The sequence below is a fragment of the Mesorhizobium sp. W067 genome (assembly GCF_054719525.1).
In genome coordinates this window covers 2,343,583-2,363,520 of the sequence record NZ_JBTTII010000001.1, presented here as the reverse complement: position 1 = coordinate 2,363,520, position 19,938 = coordinate 2,343,583, and the positions used below count along the sequence as shown (strand labels likewise).

Here is a 19,938-nt window from a genome sequence, read left to right as displayed (position 1 = left end):
AGCTTGACCACTGGCTCTCTCAGAACGTGACGCGGCCGAGCACGCGCAAGCCATCGCCCTGCGGCTCGACCACCACCGCTTCGCCCTCGCGCGGCGAGACGCCGGTCAGCGCGACGATGTTTTCGAGATGCGTGACCATGACCAGATTGTCGGAACCGGTGTAGGCGCGGATTTCCTTCATCACCGCGTCGAGCTGCGCGGCCTTCTCGGTCGGATCGCTCCTCAGGAGGTCTAGCGGCGCAAAGAGCTTCGGCTCCGCTTCGAAGGCGATGCGGGCAGTGTCGAGGCAGCGGCAATAGCGGCTGGACAGCACCCGCTCGATGGGGGCGGCGCGGGCGCCGAACAGCGCGCCGATCTTGCTCGCCTGCTGCTTGCCGCGCGCCGATAGGTTGACCTGGGTGGCGCAGTTGTCGATGTCGAAATTGGCGGGGTCGGTGGTGCCGGTGACCAGTGCGTGGCGAAGCAGCACGACATGGCCGCCGTCACGCAGCAGCGCCCAGCCGGCGTCGGTCGCGTGGGCGACGGCGGGAACAGCAAGCAGGAACAGCGACAGCACAAATCGAATCATCGAAACCTTTCCGGGAGCCGGATGCCGCTCCGGTCATTCTGATATAGGGATCGGAAAGCCGGCACAAAGACAAGCGAAAGGCGAACCCTCGGTTCGCTTCACATTTTCGCCATTTGCTTCTTCGCCAGCTCGATCTTCTGATCGGTGAGCGGGATAGGGATCGTGTAGCCGGCTTCGGTGAAGCCCTGCTTGGCGTTCTCGAAGAATTCGATTGCCTTGAGATATTCCGGCTTGCCCGCGCCATAGCTGGCGCGGTTCCAGTGGACGTCGCCGATATTGTTCTGCTCGAAGGCCCACTGCAGCGGCTGACTTTCGCGCGTAAACACCTTCAGCGCCGCCGTGAACGCCGCTTCGGCGTCGTTGAGATATTTGTCGGTCCGCTGGAGATTGCCGAGATTGAGCAGGCTCATACCGATGCCATTTTGAGCGTTGGCCCAGTCGACCGGCGCGGCCTCGATGGTGAGTATTTCGAGCGCTGCCCGCCGCGCCGCAATCGAATCCTGCAGCGTCTTGGCATCGCCATTGCTCATGCTCAACCAGTGCAGCGTCGAGCCCAGGTCGGCCTGGGCCATTGCCCATTGCCGCGGGTTGGTCTCGCGCTTGTACTCGCGCAACGCATTGCCGTAGGCGTCGACCGCCTCGCTGTAATGCTCGGGCTTGTCGGTGACGCCGCCGAGAAGCTGCAGCGTGTTGCCGAGATTGTAGTAGCTCATCGCCCAGTCCTGCGGGAACTTCCGCCTGACATAGACCTGCCGTGCCGCCTGGAAGGCTGCCGCCGACTGTTCCAGCTTGGCCGCATCACGCGTGCGCTGGCCCAGCGTCTGATAGATCGAGCCGAGATTGTTCTGGGCTGACGCCCAGTCCATCGGGAAGCGCTTGCGGGTAAACACCGTCAGAGCGTCGTCATAGGCAGCAGCAGCTTCTTCGAGCGTAGCCGTGCCCATATCGAAGCGGGCGATACCGCTCAGCGCATTGCCCAGGTTGAGGCGGCTGGTCGCCCAGGACACCGGGAAAGTTTCGCGGGTTCGCACTTCCAGCGCGGCGCGAAACGCGTCGGCCGCCTCGTTGATCTTCGCCTTGTCGTTGAGCTGGATGCCAAGCGTTACAAGCGTGTTGCCGAGATTGTTCTCGACCATCGCCCATTCCACGGGTGCTTTCTCGCGTGTGTATTCCTCAAGCGCCAGCCGGTAGGCTGCTTCCGCCTGGGTGAGATGCTCGCCGGCAGGCTCACGCTCGGAGAGTGCATAGAGCGCGAGGCCTAGATTGTTCTGCGAACCGGCCCAGTCCAACGGCAGCTTGTCGCGCGGACGCTTCTCAAGGGTGGCGCGCGTCGCCGCCACCGCTTCATTGAGACGCTTCGGGTCGCTCTCGCGTTCGCCGATCTTCAGAAGCACGTTGGCCAGGTTGTTCTGCGCCGCGGCCCAGTTGCGGTCGTCCTTCTCGCGCTCGAACACCACCAGCGAATCGCGGAAAATCACCGCCGCTTCTTCGAGATGCGCAGTCTCGGTTTCGCGCTCTCCAATGGTCTGCAGCACCACCGCCATGTTGTTGCGGGTGATTGCCCAGTCGCGATTCTGTTCGCCGTTGGGGATGAAGTTCAAGATGGTGCGATAGGCCTCGATGGAGTGCTGCAGCACATCGAGGTCGCCGGTGGCGTAGCCATGAGCGTTCAACGCCTCGGCCTCCTGGTTCTTGTAGTTCCAGCGCAGCTTTTCGTCCCACTTCTCGACCAGCGAATACGCCTTGGCATAGTCGTTGGCGGCGGATTTGTAGTCGAAGACCAGCGCGGCGGCGTCGGCGCGTTTGGCATAGATGGCGGCGTCGGCGATGCGCTTTTGCCGTAGCAGGTCCTCGGCCTCGTCGACCGCACCGCTGTTTTCCTCGATCCGGCCGACCGCGTCGTCGAGGAATTTGCGCGCCGTCACCATGGCGCCCTGGCCTATGGCCTTGTCGGCGGATGCGACCAGGCGACTGATCTCGGGATCGTCGGTGCGTAATGCGGCGCGCTCGGCCATCATCTTCTTCAGACGCTCAGCCTGGCTGTCCAGCACCTTCTGCAGGTCGTTGGGATCCTCAGGGATCTTTTCCGTGCCGAGCGCCTTGAGCACGCCGTAGAGCGCGTCAAGGGGCACGCCGTCCTGGAGAGAAGCCAACTCCACCTGAGCCCGTTTGGGATCGGGCAGGTCGGAAATGGTCAGCAGCAATTGCCGCCGCTCACCGGTGATCAGCCCGTCGTCGTCGGTCGGTTCCGGCGGCGCGACGCCGAAATAGAGCAGGCGACGCAGGCTCTCGCTGACCCAAGGTCGCTGCTTTGCCTTGGTGTCGAGATAGACCTCCTCGGTGACCATGCGCATGACCGAGCCGAATTCCGTGCCTTTCATCGCGGTGAGGTGGCGCAGCAGGGCGGCGGCGTAAGGGCTGTTTTCGCCGGCGGCGCCATCAAGTGCGGGTCGGCCCGGCTCGGCGGCGAAGCCGACCACGGTTCCCAGGCTGGCATCATCCAATGAGGCATCGGCGAGGGCTTTTGCGCCGCGCACCGGTTCCAGCCCGCCGGCGCCGACAGGCTCGGCGGAAGCCGTCGGCCCGCGTCGCACGACCGCGTCCGGCGGAAACGGGTTGGTGCGGCAGGCGTCAAGCAGCACGATCGTCACCGGCACGGTCTTTTTCAGCTCGTCCATGACGGCTGAAATCGGCACCAGCGCCTCACCAGCATTTTTCAACGACGAGACGTCGGCATCGACCGGCACCAGATAATTCTCGCCGCCCGCCTCGATGCCGTGGCCGGAATAATAGATGAAGGCGACGTCGGCGCCTTCGGCGTCCTCGACAAACCGATCGATATCGCGCTTCAGCTTGGCGGCATCGCGATCGGTGACGTTGCGGGCGTCGAAGCCGAGGTCGGTCAGCATCTTGGACATGTCGCGGGCGTCGTTGGCCGGGTTGGCAAGGGCTGCGATGTGCTCGTATTTCGACTGGCCGATGATCAGCGCCACGCCCTTGAGGCTCTTGGTCTCCGCAACCGCAAGCACCGTCGCGGCAAGGCAAAACAGCCCGGCGACGAAAGCCGTCAGCCACGCCTGTCTGAAATGACGCTGTTTCGGCGTCGCAACCATTCGCTGTGTGTCCGCCCTGATGATCCCAAGCCTGTATAGCGCTGCCACCCGACCATGATCAAATTCAGGCGCCGAGCGGATCGAGGATCAGTTTCTGAAGATCATGGCGATTGCGCTGGAATCCGGGCTCGCCTATCCCTGAAAAATGTCTCCGCTCACCGAAACCGTTCTTTTCGTCTTCAGCCTCGTCGCGCTCGGCTATGTCACCGGGCTCACCGGCTATCTGAAACCGGCCAGCGGGGACGGCATCTCCGAATTCGCCATCAACGTCGCGATGCCGCTGCTGCTGTTTCGGACGATGGTGAATTCGGATTTCCACGGCGTGGCGCCCTGGTCGCTGTGGGGTGCTTATTTCGCGGCGGTTGCAATGACATGGGCCGCCGGCCATCTGGTGACGACACGGATCTTTGGGCGGGACGCGCGCACCGGCATCGTCGGTGGAGTGTCGTCATCCTTCTCGAATGTGGTGTTGCTGGGCATTCCCTTCGTTCTCGGCGTATTCGGGTCCAGCGGATTCGAAGTGCTGTCGCTGCTCGTTTCCGTGCATCTGCCGACCATGATGATGGCTTCGATCATCATGTTCGAGATATTTGGCCGCGGCGGCAGCGAGCCCGTACACCCGCTGCGCATCATCCAGAGCTTTCTGAGAAGACTGTTCACCAATCCGTTGATCATCGGCATCCTGGCCGGGCTGGCATGGCGCCTCACCGGCGCGCCGCTGCCGAACCTTGCCATGCGACTGGCCGATGCGCTGGCTAACACCGCCGGGCCGGTGGCGCTGTTCGCCATGGGGCTCAGCCTGCGCCGTTTCGGCATTTCCGGTAACATCCGACCGGCGCTGGCGCTGTCGACGCTGAAACTGTTCCTGATGCCGGCGCTGGTGCTCGGCCTGGTCTGGCTGTTTGGCCTGCCGCCCTTGACGGCCAAAGTGGCGGTCGTGGTGGCGGCGCTGCCGTCCGGCATCAATTCCTATCTCATCGCCGTGCAGTTCAACACCGGCCAGGCGCTGGCGTCGAACCAGATGACCATCGCCACGGCAAGCGCGGTTGTTACAACCGCCTTTTGGCTGACGGTGGTGGTGCATGTCTTTGGGTAGGCTTGGTCTTCTGTAAGGCTGGTCTTTGGCAAGGCTGGTCTTTGGCAAGGCTGCGGCCCAAACTAATTTACATGTGAATTTTCTCTGGCGTTGGGCTGGCCCAAAGCCTATATGCCATCTTGCAATTGCTTGCCGGGCTTGCCCTAGGTAAAGAGCAGTGGCTTCAGCGTGTCGGCTCCGCCGCCATTGTGCACGCTCGTTCAAGAGATCCAGGAAACCGGCCCGTCAGTGCGCCGAACGGAGGCTAGACCATGCTGCAGAAAACCAGCCATTTCATGCGCCAGGCCAATCTCATCAATGGCGAATGGGTGCAGGCCGACAGCGGCCAGACGGTCGACGTCAACAACCCGGCCACCGGTCTCAAGATCGGCACCGTGCCGAAGTCGGGCAAGGCGGAAACCCGCCGCGCCATCGAAGCCGCAAGCGAAGCCTTCAAGACCTGGCGCAAGACGACCGCGCTGGAGCGCTCGAAGCTGTTGCGCAAGCTGCATGACGCGATGATGGATAATCAGGATGTGCTGGCCGAACTGCTCACCATCGAGCAGGGCAAGTCGCTCGCCGAATCCAAGGGCGAGATCGGTTCGGCTGCCGCCTACATCATGTGGTTTGCCGAGGAAGGCCGCCGCACCTATGGCGATGTCGTGCCATCGCCATGGGGCGATCGCCGCATCCTGGTGACCAAGGAGCCGGTCGGCGTCATTGCCGCCATCACGCCGTGGAATTTCCCCTCCTCGATGCTTGCCCGCAAGCTTGGCCCCGCGCTTGCCGCCGGCTGCACCGCCGTGGTCAAGCCGGCCTCGCAGACGCCGTATTCCGGCCTTGCATGGGGCGCGCTCGCCGAGGAAGTCGGCTTCCCAAAGGGCGTCATCAACATCCTGACGGGTGCTGCCGGCGAAATCGGCGACGAGATCTGCGCCAATCCGCTGGTGTCGAAGATCACCTTCACCGGCTCGACCGAGATCGGCAAGCTGCTGATCCAGAAGTCGTCCGTCACCGTCAAGAAGGTCTCGATGGAACTCGGCGGCAATGCGCCGTTCCTGGTCTTCGACGATGCCGACCTCGATCGCGCCGTCGCCGGCGCCATCACCGCCAAATACCGCAATTCAGGCCAGACCTGCGTGTGCACCAACCGCTTCCTGGTGCAGGCCGGCATCTACGACAAGTTTGTCGAGAAGCTGGCCGCTGCCAGCAATGCGCTGAAAGTTGGCTCGGGCCTGGAAGAGGGCGTGCAGCAGGGACCGCTGATCGACGTGAAGGCGGTCGAGAAGGTCGAGGAATTCATCGCCGACGCCACGTCGAAGGGCGGCAAGGTCGTTGCCGGCGGCAAGCGCCACGCGCTTGGCGGCTCATTCTTCCAGCCGACCGTCATCGCCGACGCGAAGCCTGACATGCGCTTCATGAAGGAAGAGATTTTTGGCCCGATCGCCCCGGTGTTCAAGTTCGAGACCGAGGAGGAAGCCATTGCGCTTGCCAACGACACTGAGTTCGGCCTTGCCGCCTATTTCTACACCGGCGATCTCGGCCGCGCCTTCCGGGTCATGGAAGGCCTGAAATACGGCATGGTCGGCGTCAATGAAGGCCTGATCACCACGCCGGAAGCGCCGTTCGGCGGCGTCAAGGAATCGGGCCTCGGCAAGGAAGGCGGACATCAGGGCATCGAGGACTATCTCGACACCAAATATGTCTGCATCGGGGGTCTCGGCCTCTAAATCATTGACGGGCAGGGCAGGCCGCGCGCCTGCCCTTGCCAGACGACATTCAGCCGGCCTAAGTCGACAGATCGACGAATTAGCATTTGGACCTAGCGATGAAGGACGGCGAAGTCTTCGGCACGACGCAGGCAGGCGAACCCGTTCGCCGTTTCACCATCCGGGGCGGCGGCGTCAGCGCCAACATCATCGGGCTCGGCGCAATCATCCAGGATCTGCGGCTCGCCGGGCACGACGCGCCGCTGGTGCTGGGCTACGATCGCTTCGAGCCTTACGAGACTGACCGGGCCTTCTTCGGCGCGGTCGTCGGCCGCTATGCCAACCGCATCCGCGACGGCCGCTTCACCATTGCCGGCCAGCGCTACCAGACCGAGCGCAATTTCCTCGGCAAGCACACGCTGCATGGCGGCTCGGAGGGCTTCTTCCATCGGCCGTGGACGGTTTCGCTGCACGGCCGGGATTTTGTCACCCTGACCCTGCACGATCCCGAGGGCACGATGGGCTTTCCCGGCGCGCTCGACGTCACCTGCACCTACCGGCTGAAGATCCCCGGCACGCTCTCGATGGAACTGACCGCCACCTGCGAGGAGCCGACGCTGTGCAATCTGGCGCAGCATTCCTATTTCAATCTCGACGATGGCGGCGCCGGCGACATTCTCGACCACCGGCTGATGCTGAACGCCGGCGCCTATACGCCTGTCGATGGCGAGATGATCCCGACCGGCGTCGTCAAACCTGTCGACGGCACGCCCTTCGACTTCCGCCAGGCGCGGCCGCTGCGGATGGAAACGGAAGGCGAGCAGCTTCCCTACGACGTCAATTTCTGCCTGGCGTCAGCCCGGGGCCCGCTTCACCAGGTGGCGTGGGCGCAAGGCGCCAATTCCGGCGTCGAGATGGAAGTCTGGACCACCGAGCCGGGCCTGCAGCTTTACACCGGCCAGTATGTCGCGCCGACCTCGGGCGGCCTGGACGGACGGCGCTACAAGGCGTTTTCCGGCTTTTGCCTGGAAGCGCAGACCTGGCCCGACGCGCCGAACCGGCCCTATTTCCCGCAGGCCACGCTGTGGCCGGGCCAGATCTATCATCAGGTGACGGAATATCGTTTCAGGCTTCCCTAAGGTCTTAGACTAGCCCTCGAAAGCGGTTCTTAGAACCTCGAACGGCGCCAGCGCGCCTCGCACCTGCACGACAGCGGCGGCGACGCGATGCGCGCGCTGCACGGCATCCGCCGGGGCATGGCCGGCAAGCCGGGCGGCGAGATAGCCGCCATTGAAGGAATCGCCGGCGCCGGTGGTGTCGACCGGGGTGGCGACATGCTGGGCCGGAACCGGCTGCAGGGCTCCGCCAGTGGCGATCAGCGCGGGCTTCTCGCCATTCTTGACGACGACTTCGCCGACGAGTTTTCCGAACCGTTCGGCGGTCGCTTGCGGTGCCGAGTCGCCAAACAGCATCTGCTCGTCGGGAAAGGTCGGCAGCGCGATGTCGGCGACGGCAAGCGCGTCGAGTATCGCGGCTTGCGCCTCCTCGCGGCTCTGCCACAGGCGCGGCCGGTAGTTGGGGTCGAAGGCGACGAGCGAACCGGCAGCCCGCGCCTTGGCCACTTCTGCCAGCAACGTCTTGCGCGCGGCGGCATCCAGAATTGCTAAAGTGATTCCGGAAAAATACACAAGCGCCTGGCTTTCAAGGCTTTTTGCCAAGGCGGCCGGGTCCGAGGCAAGCCGCCTGGCCGCCGCGTCGCTGCGCCAATAGGTGAAGGCGCGTTCGGCGCCGGTCAAGGTGATGGCGTAGAGGCCGGGCCGCGCGCCTGGGATGACCGGGCTGGCGCCGATGCCGATGCCGTTTTCGGCGAAGAACGAAATCTGGCCCTGCGAGAAGGGATCGTCGCCAAAGGCGGAGACATAGGTCGCCGGCCGCTCGCCGCTCAGCGCATGCAGCGCCCACAGCGTGTTGAACGTGTCGCCGGCAAAGCCCATGCGCCAGTTCGGCCCGGCCTGGCCCGACAGTTCGAGCATGCATTCACCGATCGAAGCGACGCCGTCTGCTGCCATGTATCTGTCTCCGGATCAGTTCGCTGCTGTAGCTTTTTGCGGCCGGCAGCGCCATGCTTGGCGGCGGCGGTTTTTTGCGCCAGAAGCGTTTTCCCACAGAAGCGGCGGGACGCGAATTGCTTCCCGAGACGTTATGCCCAGAAGAGGAACCGGTTTGGCATCGATATGGCGTTATCTTCTTGCGGGCGTTGGTCTGGCCGCCTTGCTGGCTGGCATATTGGCGATCGTCTATCTGACCGCGCCGCAGTCGGCGCCGAGCCCGGATATTTCGCGCTCGAAGAAGACGGCGAACGGCTTGTTTGTCGCCAGCATTCAGCCGGAACGCGGCGTTATCCGGCAAGGCGAACTGCAATCCTGGTTGCTGACCCTGAAGACGGTCAAGGGCGATTCCGTGGAAGGTGCGGCGATCTCGGTGTCCGGCGGCATGCCGCAGCACAATCACGGCTTGCCGACCAGTCCGCAGGCGACCGACTATCTTGGCGAGGGGCGCTACCGGATCGAAGGGCTGAAATTCACCATGAGCGGCGTGTGGCAGTTGCGGTTCGCCATTTCGGCCGCGGCCGGTTCCGACACGGTCGTCTTCAACGTGGTGCTGTGAGCGGATGAACCGCCTGTTGCGCCTTCTGGCCCTGGCTGCGGTTTTGCTCGTTGCCGGCTGCGGCAAGCCGGACTTTTCCGATGCCGAGAAGAAGACCATCGCTTCGCTGGCGCTGAACACCTTGCCGGCGCTCAAACCCGACACCACCAACCGCTTCGCCGACGTGCCGGCCGCCGCCGCCCTGGGCTCCACTCTGTTCTTCGATCAGGGGATGAGCCGTGACGGGAACGTATCCTGCTCGACCTGCCACAAGATCGACCGGCAATTCCAGGATGACCTGCCGCAATCCGTCGGCGTTGGCCGAACCAACAGGCGCTCGATGCCGCTGGCCGGCATTGCCCGCAATCCGTGGTTCTTCTGGGATGGACGGCGCGACAGCCTGTGGGCGCAGGCGCTGACGCCGCTGGAAAACCCGCTTGAGCAGGCGGGGAACCGCGCGGCCTTCGCGCATTACATCCAGAAGCGGTTCGGCGAGCGCTATGAGCGCATCTTCGGGCCACTGCCGGATCTTTCCGCCGTGCCGGCCAACGCCAGCCCGCTCGGCAATGAGGCCGAGCAGGCGGCGTGGAAGGCAATGACCGCGGCCCAAATGGACGACGTCAACCGCGTCTTTTCCAACATCGGCAAGGCGATCGCCGCCTTCGAACGGTCGATCGAACCGGCACAGACGCGCTTTGACCGCTTTGCCATCGATCTTGCGTCAGGCGCCAAGCCGAAAGCCGACGATGCCTTTTCGCAGGAGGAGATGCTCGGGCTGAAACTGTTCATCGGCAAGGCCAATTGCGTCACCTGCCATAACGGCCCGCGCTTCACCGACAACGCTTTCCACAACACCGGCGTGCGGCCGGTCAGGGATTTGCCATTGGATCGCGGCCGTTTCGATGCGGTGGCCCAGGTTCAGGCCGACCCATTCAACTGCTTCGGCGCCTTCCGCGATGGCGACGCCGGCGCCTGCGGAGAACTGCGCTTCATCGTCAAGGCAGCACCCGAACTGATGCGTGCCTACAAGACGCCGTCGCTGCGGGGCGCGGCGACACGGCCGCCCTATATGCATGCCGGACAGTTCTCCACGCTGGAGGAGGTGGTGGCGCACTACGCGAAGGCGGAGGCGGCCGTTGAAGGCACCTCCGAAGTGCACCCGTTGCAACTGTCGGACCGCGAACGCGCGGCGCTGGTGGCATTTTTGAAGACGCTGTCGGAGTGAGCTAGCGATCCTTCACCGTCTCCATAGCCACGAAGGTCGAGGTCTGCGCAACATGCGGCAGTGCCGAGATGCGCTCGCCGAGCACGCGGCGATAGGCGGCGATGTCGGTGGTACGGACTTTCAGGAGATAATCGAAGCTCGACGCCATCATGTGGCACTGCTCGATCTCCGGCACGGCCTGCACCGCGCGATTGAAAGCATCGAGCGCGGCCGAGCGTGTGTCCGACAGTTTGACCTGGACGAAGGCGACATGGCCTTCGCCCATGCGCTCGCGATCGATGATCGCCTGATAGCCCCTGATATAGCCGTCCTTCTCCAGGCGCTTCACCCGCGCCTGCACCGGCGTCTTCGACAGGCCGACCTTGCCGGCCAGTTCCGACATGGACAGCCGCCCGTCGCGCGCCAGCGCCGACAGGATGTTTCTGTCGATGCGGTCCAATTGGTCTTCTGTCACGGATATCACAGCCCATCTGATAACAATTGAGCCGCAATGATAGATCATTCGGCCTGCCATGTCGATTTCTTTGGACCGGCCGAAAATGCGGCTCTGTGCTAGCTTGCGCCATTCGGTCCGGCGACCGCCGGCCCGCTCCCAGATGCTTGCTCCGCAGGACCGCCATGCCGCTCGACACCATCCGCCAGCAGATCCGCGCCAACTACCTGCCCGACGAAGAAGCGGCTGTGAAGCGCCTGGCTGCCGCGACAGAACTTTCGGCCGATGACCGCAAAGCCGTCTCGGCCCGTGCCGCGGATCTGGTGCGCGCGGTGCGCGGCTCGTCCGACCCGCGGCTGATGGAGGTTTTTCTCTCGGCCTACGGCCTCTCCACCAAGGAAGGCGTGGCGCTGATGTGCCTGGCCGAGGCACTGCTGCGCGTGCCCGACACCGAGACCATGGACGACCTGATCGCCGACAAGATCGCACCGCATGACTGGTCGGCGCATTCGGGCGGTTCGAGCTCGATCTTCGTCAACGCCTCGACCTGGGCGCTGATGCTGACCGGCCGTGTGCTCGACGAAGGCGAGGGCGGCATTGAAGGCACGCTGCGCTCGATGGTTCGCCGACTGGGCGAACCGGTGATCCGCAAGGCGGTCGCCGCCGCCATGCGCGAAATGGGCGAGCAGTTCGTGCTCGGCCGCACCATTGCGGAAGCCATCAAGCGCGGCAAGTCGATGATCCAGAAAGGTTATCTCTATTCCTTCGACATGCTGGGCGAGGCGGCCCGCACCGAGGCCGACGCGCTGCGCTACCATAAGGCCTATGCCGATGCGATCTCCTCGCTCGATTCAGGCTCCAACGGTCCCGATATCCGCCAGAACCACGGCATCTCGGTCAAACTGTCGGCGCTGCATCCGCGCTACGAAGAGGCACAGAAGGAAAAGATGCTGCCGGTGATGGCGGAGCGGCTGCTGTCGCTGGCGCTGGCCGCACGCCATTCGCGCATGGGCCTCAACATCGACGCCGAGGAGGCCGACCGGCTCGACCTGTCGCTCGATGTGATCGAGCGTGTGTTGTCCGAGCCGGAGCTTGCCGGCTGGAATGGCTTTGGCGTCGTCGTCCAGGCCTACGGCCCGCGCGCGGCCTTCACCATCGACTGGCTCTATGCGCTGGCGAAAAAGTACGACCGCAACATCATGGTGCGGCTGGTCAAGGGCGCCTATTGGGACACCGAGATCAAGCGGGCACAGACGCTCGGGCTTTCCGGCTACCCTGTCTTCACCCGCAAGGCCAACACCGATGTTTCCTACATGGCCTGCGCCAGGAAGTTGCTGTCGATGACCGACCGCATCTATCCGCAATTCGCCACGCACAATGCCCATACCGTCGCCGCCATCCTGTCGATGGCTGACAACCGTGACGTTTTCGAATTCCAGCGCCTGCACGGCATGGGCGAAGCGCTGCATGAGACGGTGCGCCGGGCCGAAGGCACGCGCTGCCGCATCTATGCGCCGGTCGGCGCGCACTCCGACCTCTTGGCCTATCTGGTGCGACGTCTGCTGGAGAATGGCGCCAACTCCTCCTTCGTTCATCAGCTCACCGATGAGGATGTCGAGCCGGAGGATATTGCGCGCGATCCGCTCGAGACGGTCGAGAGCCAGGGCTCCGCCGCCAATCCGGCAATCGCTCGTCCGGCGACGATCTTCGGCACTGGGCGGCGCAATTCGAAGGGGTTCGACATTACCGATCCGGTGACGCTGGCGGCGATCGACAATGCCAAGGCGGCCTTTGCCGGACCCGAGCGCTGGCATGCCAAGCCGATCACGCGCGCCGCCGGCTACGGCAAGCAGCGCCCGGTGGTCAATCCGGCCAAGCCTGCCGAGATCGTCGGCACGGTCGCCGAAGCCGCTGCCAAGCAGGTCGCGACCGCGGTGCGCTTCGCGGTGGAGGCGCAGCCGGCCTGGGCAAAACGCCCCGTCGCCGAGCGCGCCGCCATCATCAACCGCGCGGCCGACCTCTATGAGGCCAACGCGGTCGAGTTTTTCGCGCTCGCCACCAGGGAAGCCGGCAAGTCGCTGGCCGACGGCGTGGCCGAAGTGCGCGAAGCCGTCGACTTCCTGCGCTACTACGCTGCCGAAGCGGCCAACAACGAAGCGGGCACCGAGGCGCGCGGCGCGATCGTGTGCATTTCGCCGTGGAATTTCCCGCTCGCCATCTTCACCGGCCAGATCGCGGCAGCGCTCGTCACCGGCAATTCGGTCATTGCCAAGCCGGCCGAACAGACGCCGCTGATCGCCTTCCGCGCCGTCGAGCTGCTGCGCGGGGCCGGCGTTCCGGAAGATGTCATCCAGCTTCTGCCGGGCGACGGTCCGGCGGTCGGCGGACCGCTGACCGCGGATCCGCGCATTGCCGGCGTCTGCTTCACCGGCTCGACCGAGGTTGCAAAGCTGATCGAGAAGCAACTGGCCGAGACGGCCGCGCCGGACGCCATGCTGATCGCCGAGACCGGCGGTCTCAATGCCATGATCGTCGATTCCACAGCACTGCCCGAACAGGCGGTGCGCGACATACTGGCATCGGCTTTCCAGAGTGCAGGCCAGCGCTGTTCGGCGCTTCGCGTGCTCTACGTGCAAAAGGATGTCGAGAAGAAGATGCTGGAGATGCTGAAAGGCGCCATGGAAGCGCTCACCATCGGCGATCCCTGGCAGATTTCGACCGATGTTGGGCCGGTCATCGATGACGAGGCGCAGGAATCGATCCGCGAGTATTGCACCAAGATGGGGCTGCAGGGCCGGCTGATCGCCAAGCTCGAAGCACCCAAAGATGGCCGCTTCGTTGCGCCGCATGTGTTCCGGGTCAAAGGCATCGAGGAGATGGAGCGCGAAGTGTTCGGTCCGGTGCTGCATGTCGCCAGCTTCGACGCCGACGGGATCGACGCCGTCATCGCCGCCATCAACCGCAAGGGCTATGGCCTGACCTTCGGCCTGCACACCCGCATCGAAGGCCGCGTCCAGCATTTCGTCGACGGCATCCATGCCGGCAACATCTATGTCAACCGCAACCAGATCGGCGCCGTCGTCGGCTCGCAGCCCTTTGGCGGCGAGGGGCTTTCGGGCACCGGGCCGAAGGCCGGCGGGCCGCATTATCTCCGGCGGTTCCGCAAGGGGCCGGAGGCGGGCACGGAGATTGCCGAGGGCCACAAGGTGACGGCGACCGAACTGGCCGACAATCTGCCCGATCCGACGCTTGGCGGCTGGTCGACGCGGCCGGACCGCATCGCCATCTTGAGAAAGCATCTGCGCGGCAAGGGCGCTGCAGCGATCGGCGCTGCAGCCGCCATTGATTTCGGCCAGGTCGACCTGCCCGGACCGACCGGCGAGGCCAACACGCTGTCGCTGTCGCCGCGCGGCCGGGTGCTGTGCCTCGGTCCGGACGCCGAAACGCTGCTTGCCCAGACGATCCAGGCGCTGGCCGCCGGCAATGCAGTGCTGGCCGTGGCGCCGGGCGCGCCGGCGGCACTGTCGGCACTGACCGGCAAGGGACTGCCGCTGGCGGCCATAGACGGTCGGCCAGACCCAGTCGAAGCGCGTTCGCTGCGCGTCGATGTCGTCGCCTTCTCGGGCAGGCCCGAGGCGGCGCGGATCGTGCGCAAGGTCATTGCCGACCGCAGCGGGCCGATCGTGCCGCTGGTCAGCGAGGTGCTCAACCCGGCGGCCTATGCGCATGAACGCGCTGTCTGCGTCGACACCACGGCTGCCGGCGGCAATGCCAGCCTGCTTGCGGCGGCCTAGGCGACTTTTCGCGGCTCGCTTGCCTGCGTCGACTTGCAAGGGTATGCGCAAGGGATAGACAGCAACTCGAGCGGGCAGCGGAAAAGATGGAAGACACGTCCCGACCGTTTGAGCTGCCGCGGGTGGCGGTGGTCATCACCTGCTTCAACTATCGGCCGTACGTCGAACAGGCGATCCGCTCGGTGCTTGCGCAGACCTACCGGAATTGGGAATGCGTCATCGTCGACGATGCCTCGACGGACGGCTCGGCCGACCAAGTCCGCCAGCTCCTAAGGGATATAGACGACCCGCGCCTGCGCCTGATGGCGCGCACGGAGAATGGTGGGCAGATCGCGGGATTCCGCGACGGCTTTGCCGCAACCGCCGCGCCTTTCGTCGCGTTTCTGGATTCCGATGACGTGTGGCTGCCGGATTTTCTCCTGGCGCATCTGTCCGCCCACCTCAACACGACGCATTCGGCCGCACTGTCGAGTTCCGATGTGTTCCTTGTCGATGGCGACGGCACCTTGCTGGGCGGTACCTTCCTTGCCTTGCGCAAACCGCGGTCCGGAGCGGATCGCAGTGGCGTCGCCATCGCGCCCGGTGGCCGGCTTGCCGGCATGGCGCCCGGGATCGCCTACGCATCGGAGCATCCGGTAACCTATTTCGCACCTGCGGTGACGGGCTGGCTGTGGTCGCCATGCTCGGCGATCATGTACCGGCGTGGCGCGCTGGAACCGGTATTGTCCTTCCCGTTCAAGGCCAAGGTCGGGACGGATTATCTGACGGCGACACTCGCGCACCAGGCCGGCGGCAGCCTCATCCTGTCAGAAGGTCTCGGCCTCTATCGCCTGCATGGCTCCAACCTGTCCACCGGAACTGCCTTTGCCGGCGGCAATGTGCGGCAAACGCCTGCATACAGGAGCTACAGGAGCGTGTTGGCGGCGGATGCCGCAGACTATTTGCTGGCGAATTCTGCCTGGCTCAGCGATCTCAACGGGCGAAATTTCATACCTGCATTCCTGATGCAGCATGTGCGCCAGTTCCCGGAGCTGGCCGGTGATCCGCGGTTGGCGCGCTACCTGACACGCGGACAGCCCTGGCGGCGGCTGCGCCTGCACATTGCCCAGTGGCTTCGGCGACTGGGCGGCCGGAATTCAACCGGAACATGACGGCATCTGCAGGTCGTCAGATCTCGTCGACGGGTGAAATCTCAATCAGGCGCCTTCGACAACCGAAAAGCCTTCGAACTGCGGATGGCCGAGATAATGCACCTTCGAGGTGCCGGTGTTGCGATGGGCGGCGCGAAAATTCTCGGATTTGGTCCAGGCGACGAAATCCTCATGGCTTGCCCACACCGTGTGCGAGGCAAACAGCGTGTAACCCTCGGCCTCGTTGACCGGGCCGCGCAGCAAGTGGAATTCCCTGAAGCCTTCCATCTTCGAAAGGCTGGAATCGCGGTTCTTCCAGACATCCTCGAAGGCAGTCTCCGAGCCGTTCTGGACCTTGAAGCGGTTCATGGCGATGTACATTGGGCTTCCTCTTGAATTGGTGGACGACGACATTTGGCGAAGGTCTGCGAGCTGGTTAAAACGGACCGATCCGCGCCCTGAACACCCAACTTGATAATCCGGTCTCGGGTGGAATGGGCGGGAACGGGGCTTGCTGGCGCACCAGTTTCAAAGCGAATTGGTCTAGCTCGGCAGACCCTGAACTTTCGACAAGCTGCAAGTCGCTGACGCTGCCGTCGGCCATGACGACGAAATAGACCCTGGCATTGTTGCGAGCCTTGGCTTGAACCGCCTTCGAAACGTGGCGGTTGGCGCGGACAAGCTTGTTCTGAACTTCAACGCTGTAGCCGGATTCCATCGAATTGCCCGCCGCGCCCTGTTTTCCGCCTTTGCTGGCAACCGCCGTTGCCTCGCGCTCCTCGCCATCTGCCGTGCCGCCAGTCTCTCCCGGTATTGGTGCGCCTGATATTGATGTACTTGGCCTCGGGCTTGGGACTGGTGGCCTCGCGGTAGGCAATTCAACGGCAGGCTCATTGGCGGGAGACGCCTCCGAACTCTGCGTTTGAACCGGTGACGGTGCAGGCGTCTCACCCTCCGGGGCGACACTTTGATCATCCGGGATGGCAGCCGTCGGTGCATCCGGAGCGACGACTACCTGCTTGGCAGCTTCCGGCGCAGATTTGGGCGCCGCCGGCTCCTCTACGGCTTGAGGCGCCTCGGTTTGCGGCGTGGGTTGGACGGGGTTGGCCGGCTGAGGATCGGTTACCAGGGTAACATCCACTGCGTCGGGTACCGGGTTTTGCAAAGCGGTGCCGAGGACGTCTGCGCCTGATCGATCGGCGCCTTCGGCCTGTATTGCCTTTCCGGTATCGAATGTCCCGGCGGGTGCGACCATGAACGCCGCTGCGGCAGCGGCATGGAGCAGGCAGGACGCGACGATCGCCACAGTCCATTTGCGGTCCGCGGCCGCCGGCTGTACGAGCTCGTCCATTGTTATCGCCGGTTCGTTGCCGGCGTCGGGGAGGGGGGTGATGTCCTGCATGGTTCGCGGCGAGACCTGCCGCGAGCGCGGCGGGATTGTCAAATCAAGATCGGTTGCCGGCCATAACGGCGGAGCTGCGACGGGTCGTGTCGCATTGTCGTGCAGGAAGGCGGGATGCAGACCCACCTCAAACGCCGAATGCGATACCGGTCTTGGTCTGCGTCTTCAGGCCGCGCATGCAGGCGCCCGGTTCGACGCCGGCGCATTCGGTGGCGCTGTTGATCAGCACGCGGCTGAGTTTGGTGCAGTCGGTGCCGGCGAGGTCGAAGCGGATCACCTTGGTCTTGCCGGCCGGCAGGTCCTTGAAGTCGAGCACGCTCAGGCGGTCGACAATGCCGGCCTCGTTGAACAGCGCGATTTCGAATGCCGCCTTGGAAAGATCGGCGCCGAGCGCATTGTTGACGACGAAGGTCAGGCGGCAACCCTTTTCGGAGGGCTGCGCGGCATTGAGCTCGAGGCTGAGTTGCGGAGCCGGCGCGGACTGAGCCCACGCCGGCATCAAGTCAAGCGACATCGCCAGCGTCGAGGTCAGGAGCCGAAGCGATGCCGTCAAACTTGTCATGGGTGTCAGCCTCCAAAGCGCATGGTTGCGGCCAGCTTCAGCGTGATGCCGGGTTCATAGATGACGGCGGTGGTGCCGCCGTTCAGCGGGTTGGTGTATTTGACGTCGAACAAATTGTCGGCGCGGAAGTCCACCTTCAGATTGTCGGTGGCCTGGTAACTGGCGAAGGCGTTGACCAGAGTATAATCCTTGGCCACGGGGTTGCCCTTCGGCTTGCCGTTGTACTGCACCTCGCCGCCGACGGTCAGCTTGTCCTGAAGGAAGCGGAAGCCGAGCTGCCCGGTGACCTGCGAGGACGGGATGGTGGCAAGGTCGGCCCGCTCGCCTTCATCGGAGATGGTGTGGCCGTTGATGATCGAGGCTGAGAGGCCAGCATAGCCCCAGCCGGCATCGTAGACGCTTTCCAGTTCGAAGCCGTTGATCTTGGCCTGGGCGACGTTCTGGTACTGGAAGCAGATCGGGATGCCGGGGCCGAACGGGCAACCGCTGGTCGGGTCGAATGCCGACAACGTGACGCCTTCGATGTAGTCGTCGACATCGTTGTGGAAGTAGCCGGCCTTGAGCCGGAACGCGTCGCCGGCCTCGATAAGGTCGTTCAGCTTGTAGTTGACGCCGAATTCAGTGGTCTTGCCGGTTTCTGGCCGCAGGTTCGGATTGGGCAGGAACGGGAAGGTGACGCCCGCCGGATGGTTGCCGCTGATCAGCGTTTCGGTCAGCGACGGCGAGCGGTAGCCTTCCGCGTAGGTGCCATAGAACTGCAGGCCCGCCAGGCTGGCGCTTTCGAAGGGCGTGACACCAACGGTGATGCGCGGCGACAGACGATCACCTGACGTTTCGTGGGTGCTGTCTTCGAGGCTGTAATTGTCGTAACGCAGCCCGGCAATGACCTCGAGCCAGTCCCAGGTGAGCTTGTCCTGGATGTAGGCGCCCGAAACACTACGTTTGCCCGATGGGGTGTAGAAGCTGTCGCCGCCGGCGGTGCCGCCGGTCTCGACATCGTCACCCACCCAGTCGCCGCCATAGGTCAATTCGTGCGCAACACCGGCTGTTTCGAAGCGCGACGTGTTCCAGATGTCGACGCCGGCCGTGCCAACGTCGAAGGTCGAGGTCGAACCGACGGGCAGCAGCACGGGAAGGCCGGTCGACGGATCGAAGCGGTTCTGCGGGACCAGCGTGGTGAGGTCGAGATTGGTCTTGTTGTAGGAGGCGTTGATGTGGAGGTCGAGCCAGCTCTTGGCGTCGTCAGTGATGTTGTAGCGGGCGGTGAAGGTGTTCGACTTCAGGTCGACGTCGTTGGCCGGCACGCCGCCGCTGGTTTCCGTCCAGCCGTCGCTCGAGCCGACCCAGCCGAGCTTCAATTCGCTGTTCTCGCTCGGGCGGATTGTGGTCTTGAGCAGGCCGCTCAGCACGTCGAAACCGGTACCGGCGACGGTGTCGCCGCTGCCATTCTTGTAGTCGCCGTAGTCGCGGTAGACGATGTTGCCCAGCACATCCAAATCGTCGTTGAATTTGTAGGCGCCGCTGGCGCTGGCGGTCCAGCCCTTGCCGTTGCTTTCATAGCGCCCGGTGACGGAGCCGGCCCAGGTTTCGCCCGATCTGAGGAAATCCACCGCATCCTTGGTGTCGAAGAAGACGACGCCGCCAATGGCGCCGGAGCCGTAGGTGTTGGCGGTCGGTCCGCGAATGACGTCAACGGATTTGATGAGCTCGGGATCGACATAGAAGGTCGACTGCGTGCCGTGGTCTGAGCGCTGGAAATTCTGCCTGGCGCCGTCGACGATGACGGCGACGCGACCGAAATCCTGCAGGCCGCGGATGTTGATGCTGGAGCTGACGCGTCGCGCATCGGCCTGCACGGCGACACCAGGCACACCGAGCAGCATTTCGTTCGGCGTCGTCGCCATGCGGCGGTCGAGCTGTTCCTGGTCGACATGGCTGGCTGAGGCCAGCGATTCGATTGCCGTCTCGCCGGTGCGGCTGATGACGAGGATCTTGTCCAGCAGGGTCGCGCCGGCGGGCGCCGGCTTGGTGTCTTCGGTTTTCCTGGTCTGGTCGGCCTGGTCAGCGGCCGGCTGAGCAGCCTGCTGAGCGCTGGCCGGCGATGTCAGCAGCGCGATCGTCGCTGCCCCCGCAAGCAAGGCTGCCATTGCCTTTGCCATAGGCCGATGCACCGGATCGGCGTTCGCCAGACCCAGTCGTCCACAATTTCCCAAGCCCATGCCCCAACTCCAAAATTCCAGGTTCGATGCTGGCTGGCTTGGTGCTCGCTGGCATTTTTCAT

15 protein-coding genes are annotated in these 19,938 nt (G+C 64.1%); 7 read left to right on the top strand and 8 right to left on the bottom strand.

The window, feature by feature from the left end; genetic code table 11:
* Positions 1 to 19 precede the first annotated feature (19 nt).
* Both ACYG97_RS11690 and ACYG97_RS11685 read right to left on the bottom strand, forming a co-directional pair.
* Entirely contained in the window at positions 20 to 568 is a 549-nt protein-coding gene (locus ACYG97_RS11690) for a histidine phosphatase family protein (protein WP_023733734.1), read from the bottom strand.
* Between the two features lie 98 nt (positions 569 to 666).
* Complete coding sequence (locus ACYG97_RS11685; RefSeq protein ID WP_023733733.1) at positions 667 to 3,681, bottom strand: caspase family protein; 3,015 nt, start codon at positions 3,679 to 3,681, stop codon at positions 667 to 669.
* Positions 3,682 to 3,826: 145 nt separating this feature from the next.
* On the opposite strand from ACYG97_RS11685, the gene ACYG97_RS11680 reads away from it, so the two are divergent.
* The 3 genes from ACYG97_RS11680 to ACYG97_RS11670 all read left to right on the top strand — a co-directional run bounded on the left by ACYG97_RS11680 (position 3,827) and on the right by ACYG97_RS11670 (position 7,604).
* Positions 3,827 to 4,777, top strand: coding sequence for an AEC family transporter (locus ACYG97_RS11680; RefSeq protein WP_023681741.1), 951 nt, complete (start codon positions 3,827 to 3,829; stop codon positions 4,775 to 4,777).
* A 251-nt stretch (positions 4,778 to 5,028) separates the two neighbouring features.
* Positions 5,029 to 6,486 (top strand): NAD-dependent succinate-semialdehyde dehydrogenase, encoded by a 1,458-nt coding sequence (locus ACYG97_RS11675; RefSeq protein ID WP_023670445.1) that lies wholly within the window; start codon positions 5,029 to 5,031, stop codon positions 6,484 to 6,486.
* A 98-nt stretch (positions 6,487 to 6,584) separates the two neighbouring features.
* Positions 6,585 to 7,604 (top strand): aldose epimerase family protein, encoded by a 1,020-nt coding sequence (locus tag ACYG97_RS11670; protein ID WP_023733732.1) that lies wholly within the window; start codon positions 6,585 to 6,587, stop codon positions 7,602 to 7,604.
* A 9-nt stretch (positions 7,605 to 7,613) separates the two neighbouring features.
* Here ACYG97_RS11670 and ACYG97_RS11665 read toward each other — a convergent pair whose 3' ends face one another.
* Positions 7,614 to 8,534, bottom strand: coding sequence for a sugar kinase (locus tag ACYG97_RS11665; protein ID WP_023691048.1), 921 nt, complete (start codon positions 8,532 to 8,534; stop codon positions 7,614 to 7,616).
* A 154-nt stretch (positions 8,535 to 8,688) separates the two neighbouring features.
* Here ACYG97_RS11665 and ACYG97_RS11660 point away from each other — a divergent pair, with 154 nt between their 5' ends.
* The gene (locus tag ACYG97_RS11660; protein WP_023691049.1) at positions 8,689 to 9,132 is read left to right on the top strand and encodes a FixH family protein; all 444 of its coding nucleotides are present in this window, start codon (positions 8,689 to 8,691) and stop codon (positions 9,130 to 9,132) included.
* Positions 9,133 to 9,136: 4 nt separating this feature from the next.
* Positions 9,137 to 10,336 (top strand): cytochrome-c peroxidase, encoded by a 1,200-nt coding sequence (locus ACYG97_RS11655; protein WP_023733731.1) that lies wholly within the window; start codon positions 9,137 to 9,139, stop codon positions 10,334 to 10,336.
* Position 10,337: 1 nt separating this feature from the next.
* On the opposite strand, the gene ACYG97_RS11650 is transcribed toward ACYG97_RS11655, so the two are convergent.
* On the bottom strand, positions 10,338 to 10,790 hold the full coding sequence (locus ACYG97_RS11650; RefSeq protein ID WP_023681737.1) for an Lrp/AsnC family transcriptional regulator: 453 nt from the start codon (positions 10,788 to 10,790) through the stop codon (positions 10,338 to 10,340).
* 164 nt (positions 10,791 to 10,954) lie between these two features.
* Between ACYG97_RS11650 and putA the strand changes: the two genes are divergently transcribed.
* Positions 10,955 to 14,563, top strand: a complete 3,609-nt coding sequence (putA, locus tag ACYG97_RS11645; RefSeq protein WP_023733730.1) for a bifunctional proline dehydrogenase/L-glutamate gamma-semialdehyde dehydrogenase PutA — start codon at positions 10,955 to 10,957, stop codon at positions 14,561 to 14,563.
* A gap of 86 nt (positions 14,564 to 14,649) precedes the next feature.
* Positions 14,650 to 15,714, top strand: coding sequence for a glycosyltransferase (locus tag ACYG97_RS11640; RefSeq protein WP_023710744.1), 1,065 nt, complete (start codon positions 14,650 to 14,652; stop codon positions 15,712 to 15,714).
* Positions 15,715 to 15,759: 45 nt separating this feature from the next.
* Here ACYG97_RS11640 and ACYG97_RS11635 read toward each other — a convergent pair whose 3' ends face one another.
* The 4 genes from ACYG97_RS11635 to ACYG97_RS11620 form a co-directional block, all read right to left on the bottom strand.
* Positions 15,760 to 16,074, bottom strand: coding sequence for an antibiotic biosynthesis monooxygenase family protein (locus ACYG97_RS11635; RefSeq protein WP_023688161.1), 315 nt, complete (start codon positions 16,072 to 16,074; stop codon positions 15,760 to 15,762).
* Positions 16,075 to 16,129: 55 nt separating this feature from the next.
* Positions 16,130 to 17,095, bottom strand: coding sequence for an energy transducer TonB family protein (locus tag ACYG97_RS11630; RefSeq protein WP_031199096.1), 966 nt, complete (start codon positions 17,093 to 17,095; stop codon positions 16,130 to 16,132).
* Between the two features lie 127 nt (positions 17,096 to 17,222).
* Positions 17,223 to 17,657, bottom strand: coding sequence for a hypothetical protein (locus ACYG97_RS11625; protein WP_023733729.1), 435 nt, complete (start codon positions 17,655 to 17,657; stop codon positions 17,223 to 17,225).
* A gap of 5 nt (positions 17,658 to 17,662) precedes the next feature.
* Positions 17,663 to 19,804, bottom strand: a complete 2,142-nt coding sequence (locus ACYG97_RS11620) for a TonB-dependent hemoglobin/transferrin/lactoferrin family receptor (RefSeq protein ID WP_031209530.1) — start codon at positions 19,802 to 19,804, stop codon at positions 17,663 to 17,665.
* Positions 19,805 to 19,938: the final 134 nt, after the last annotated feature.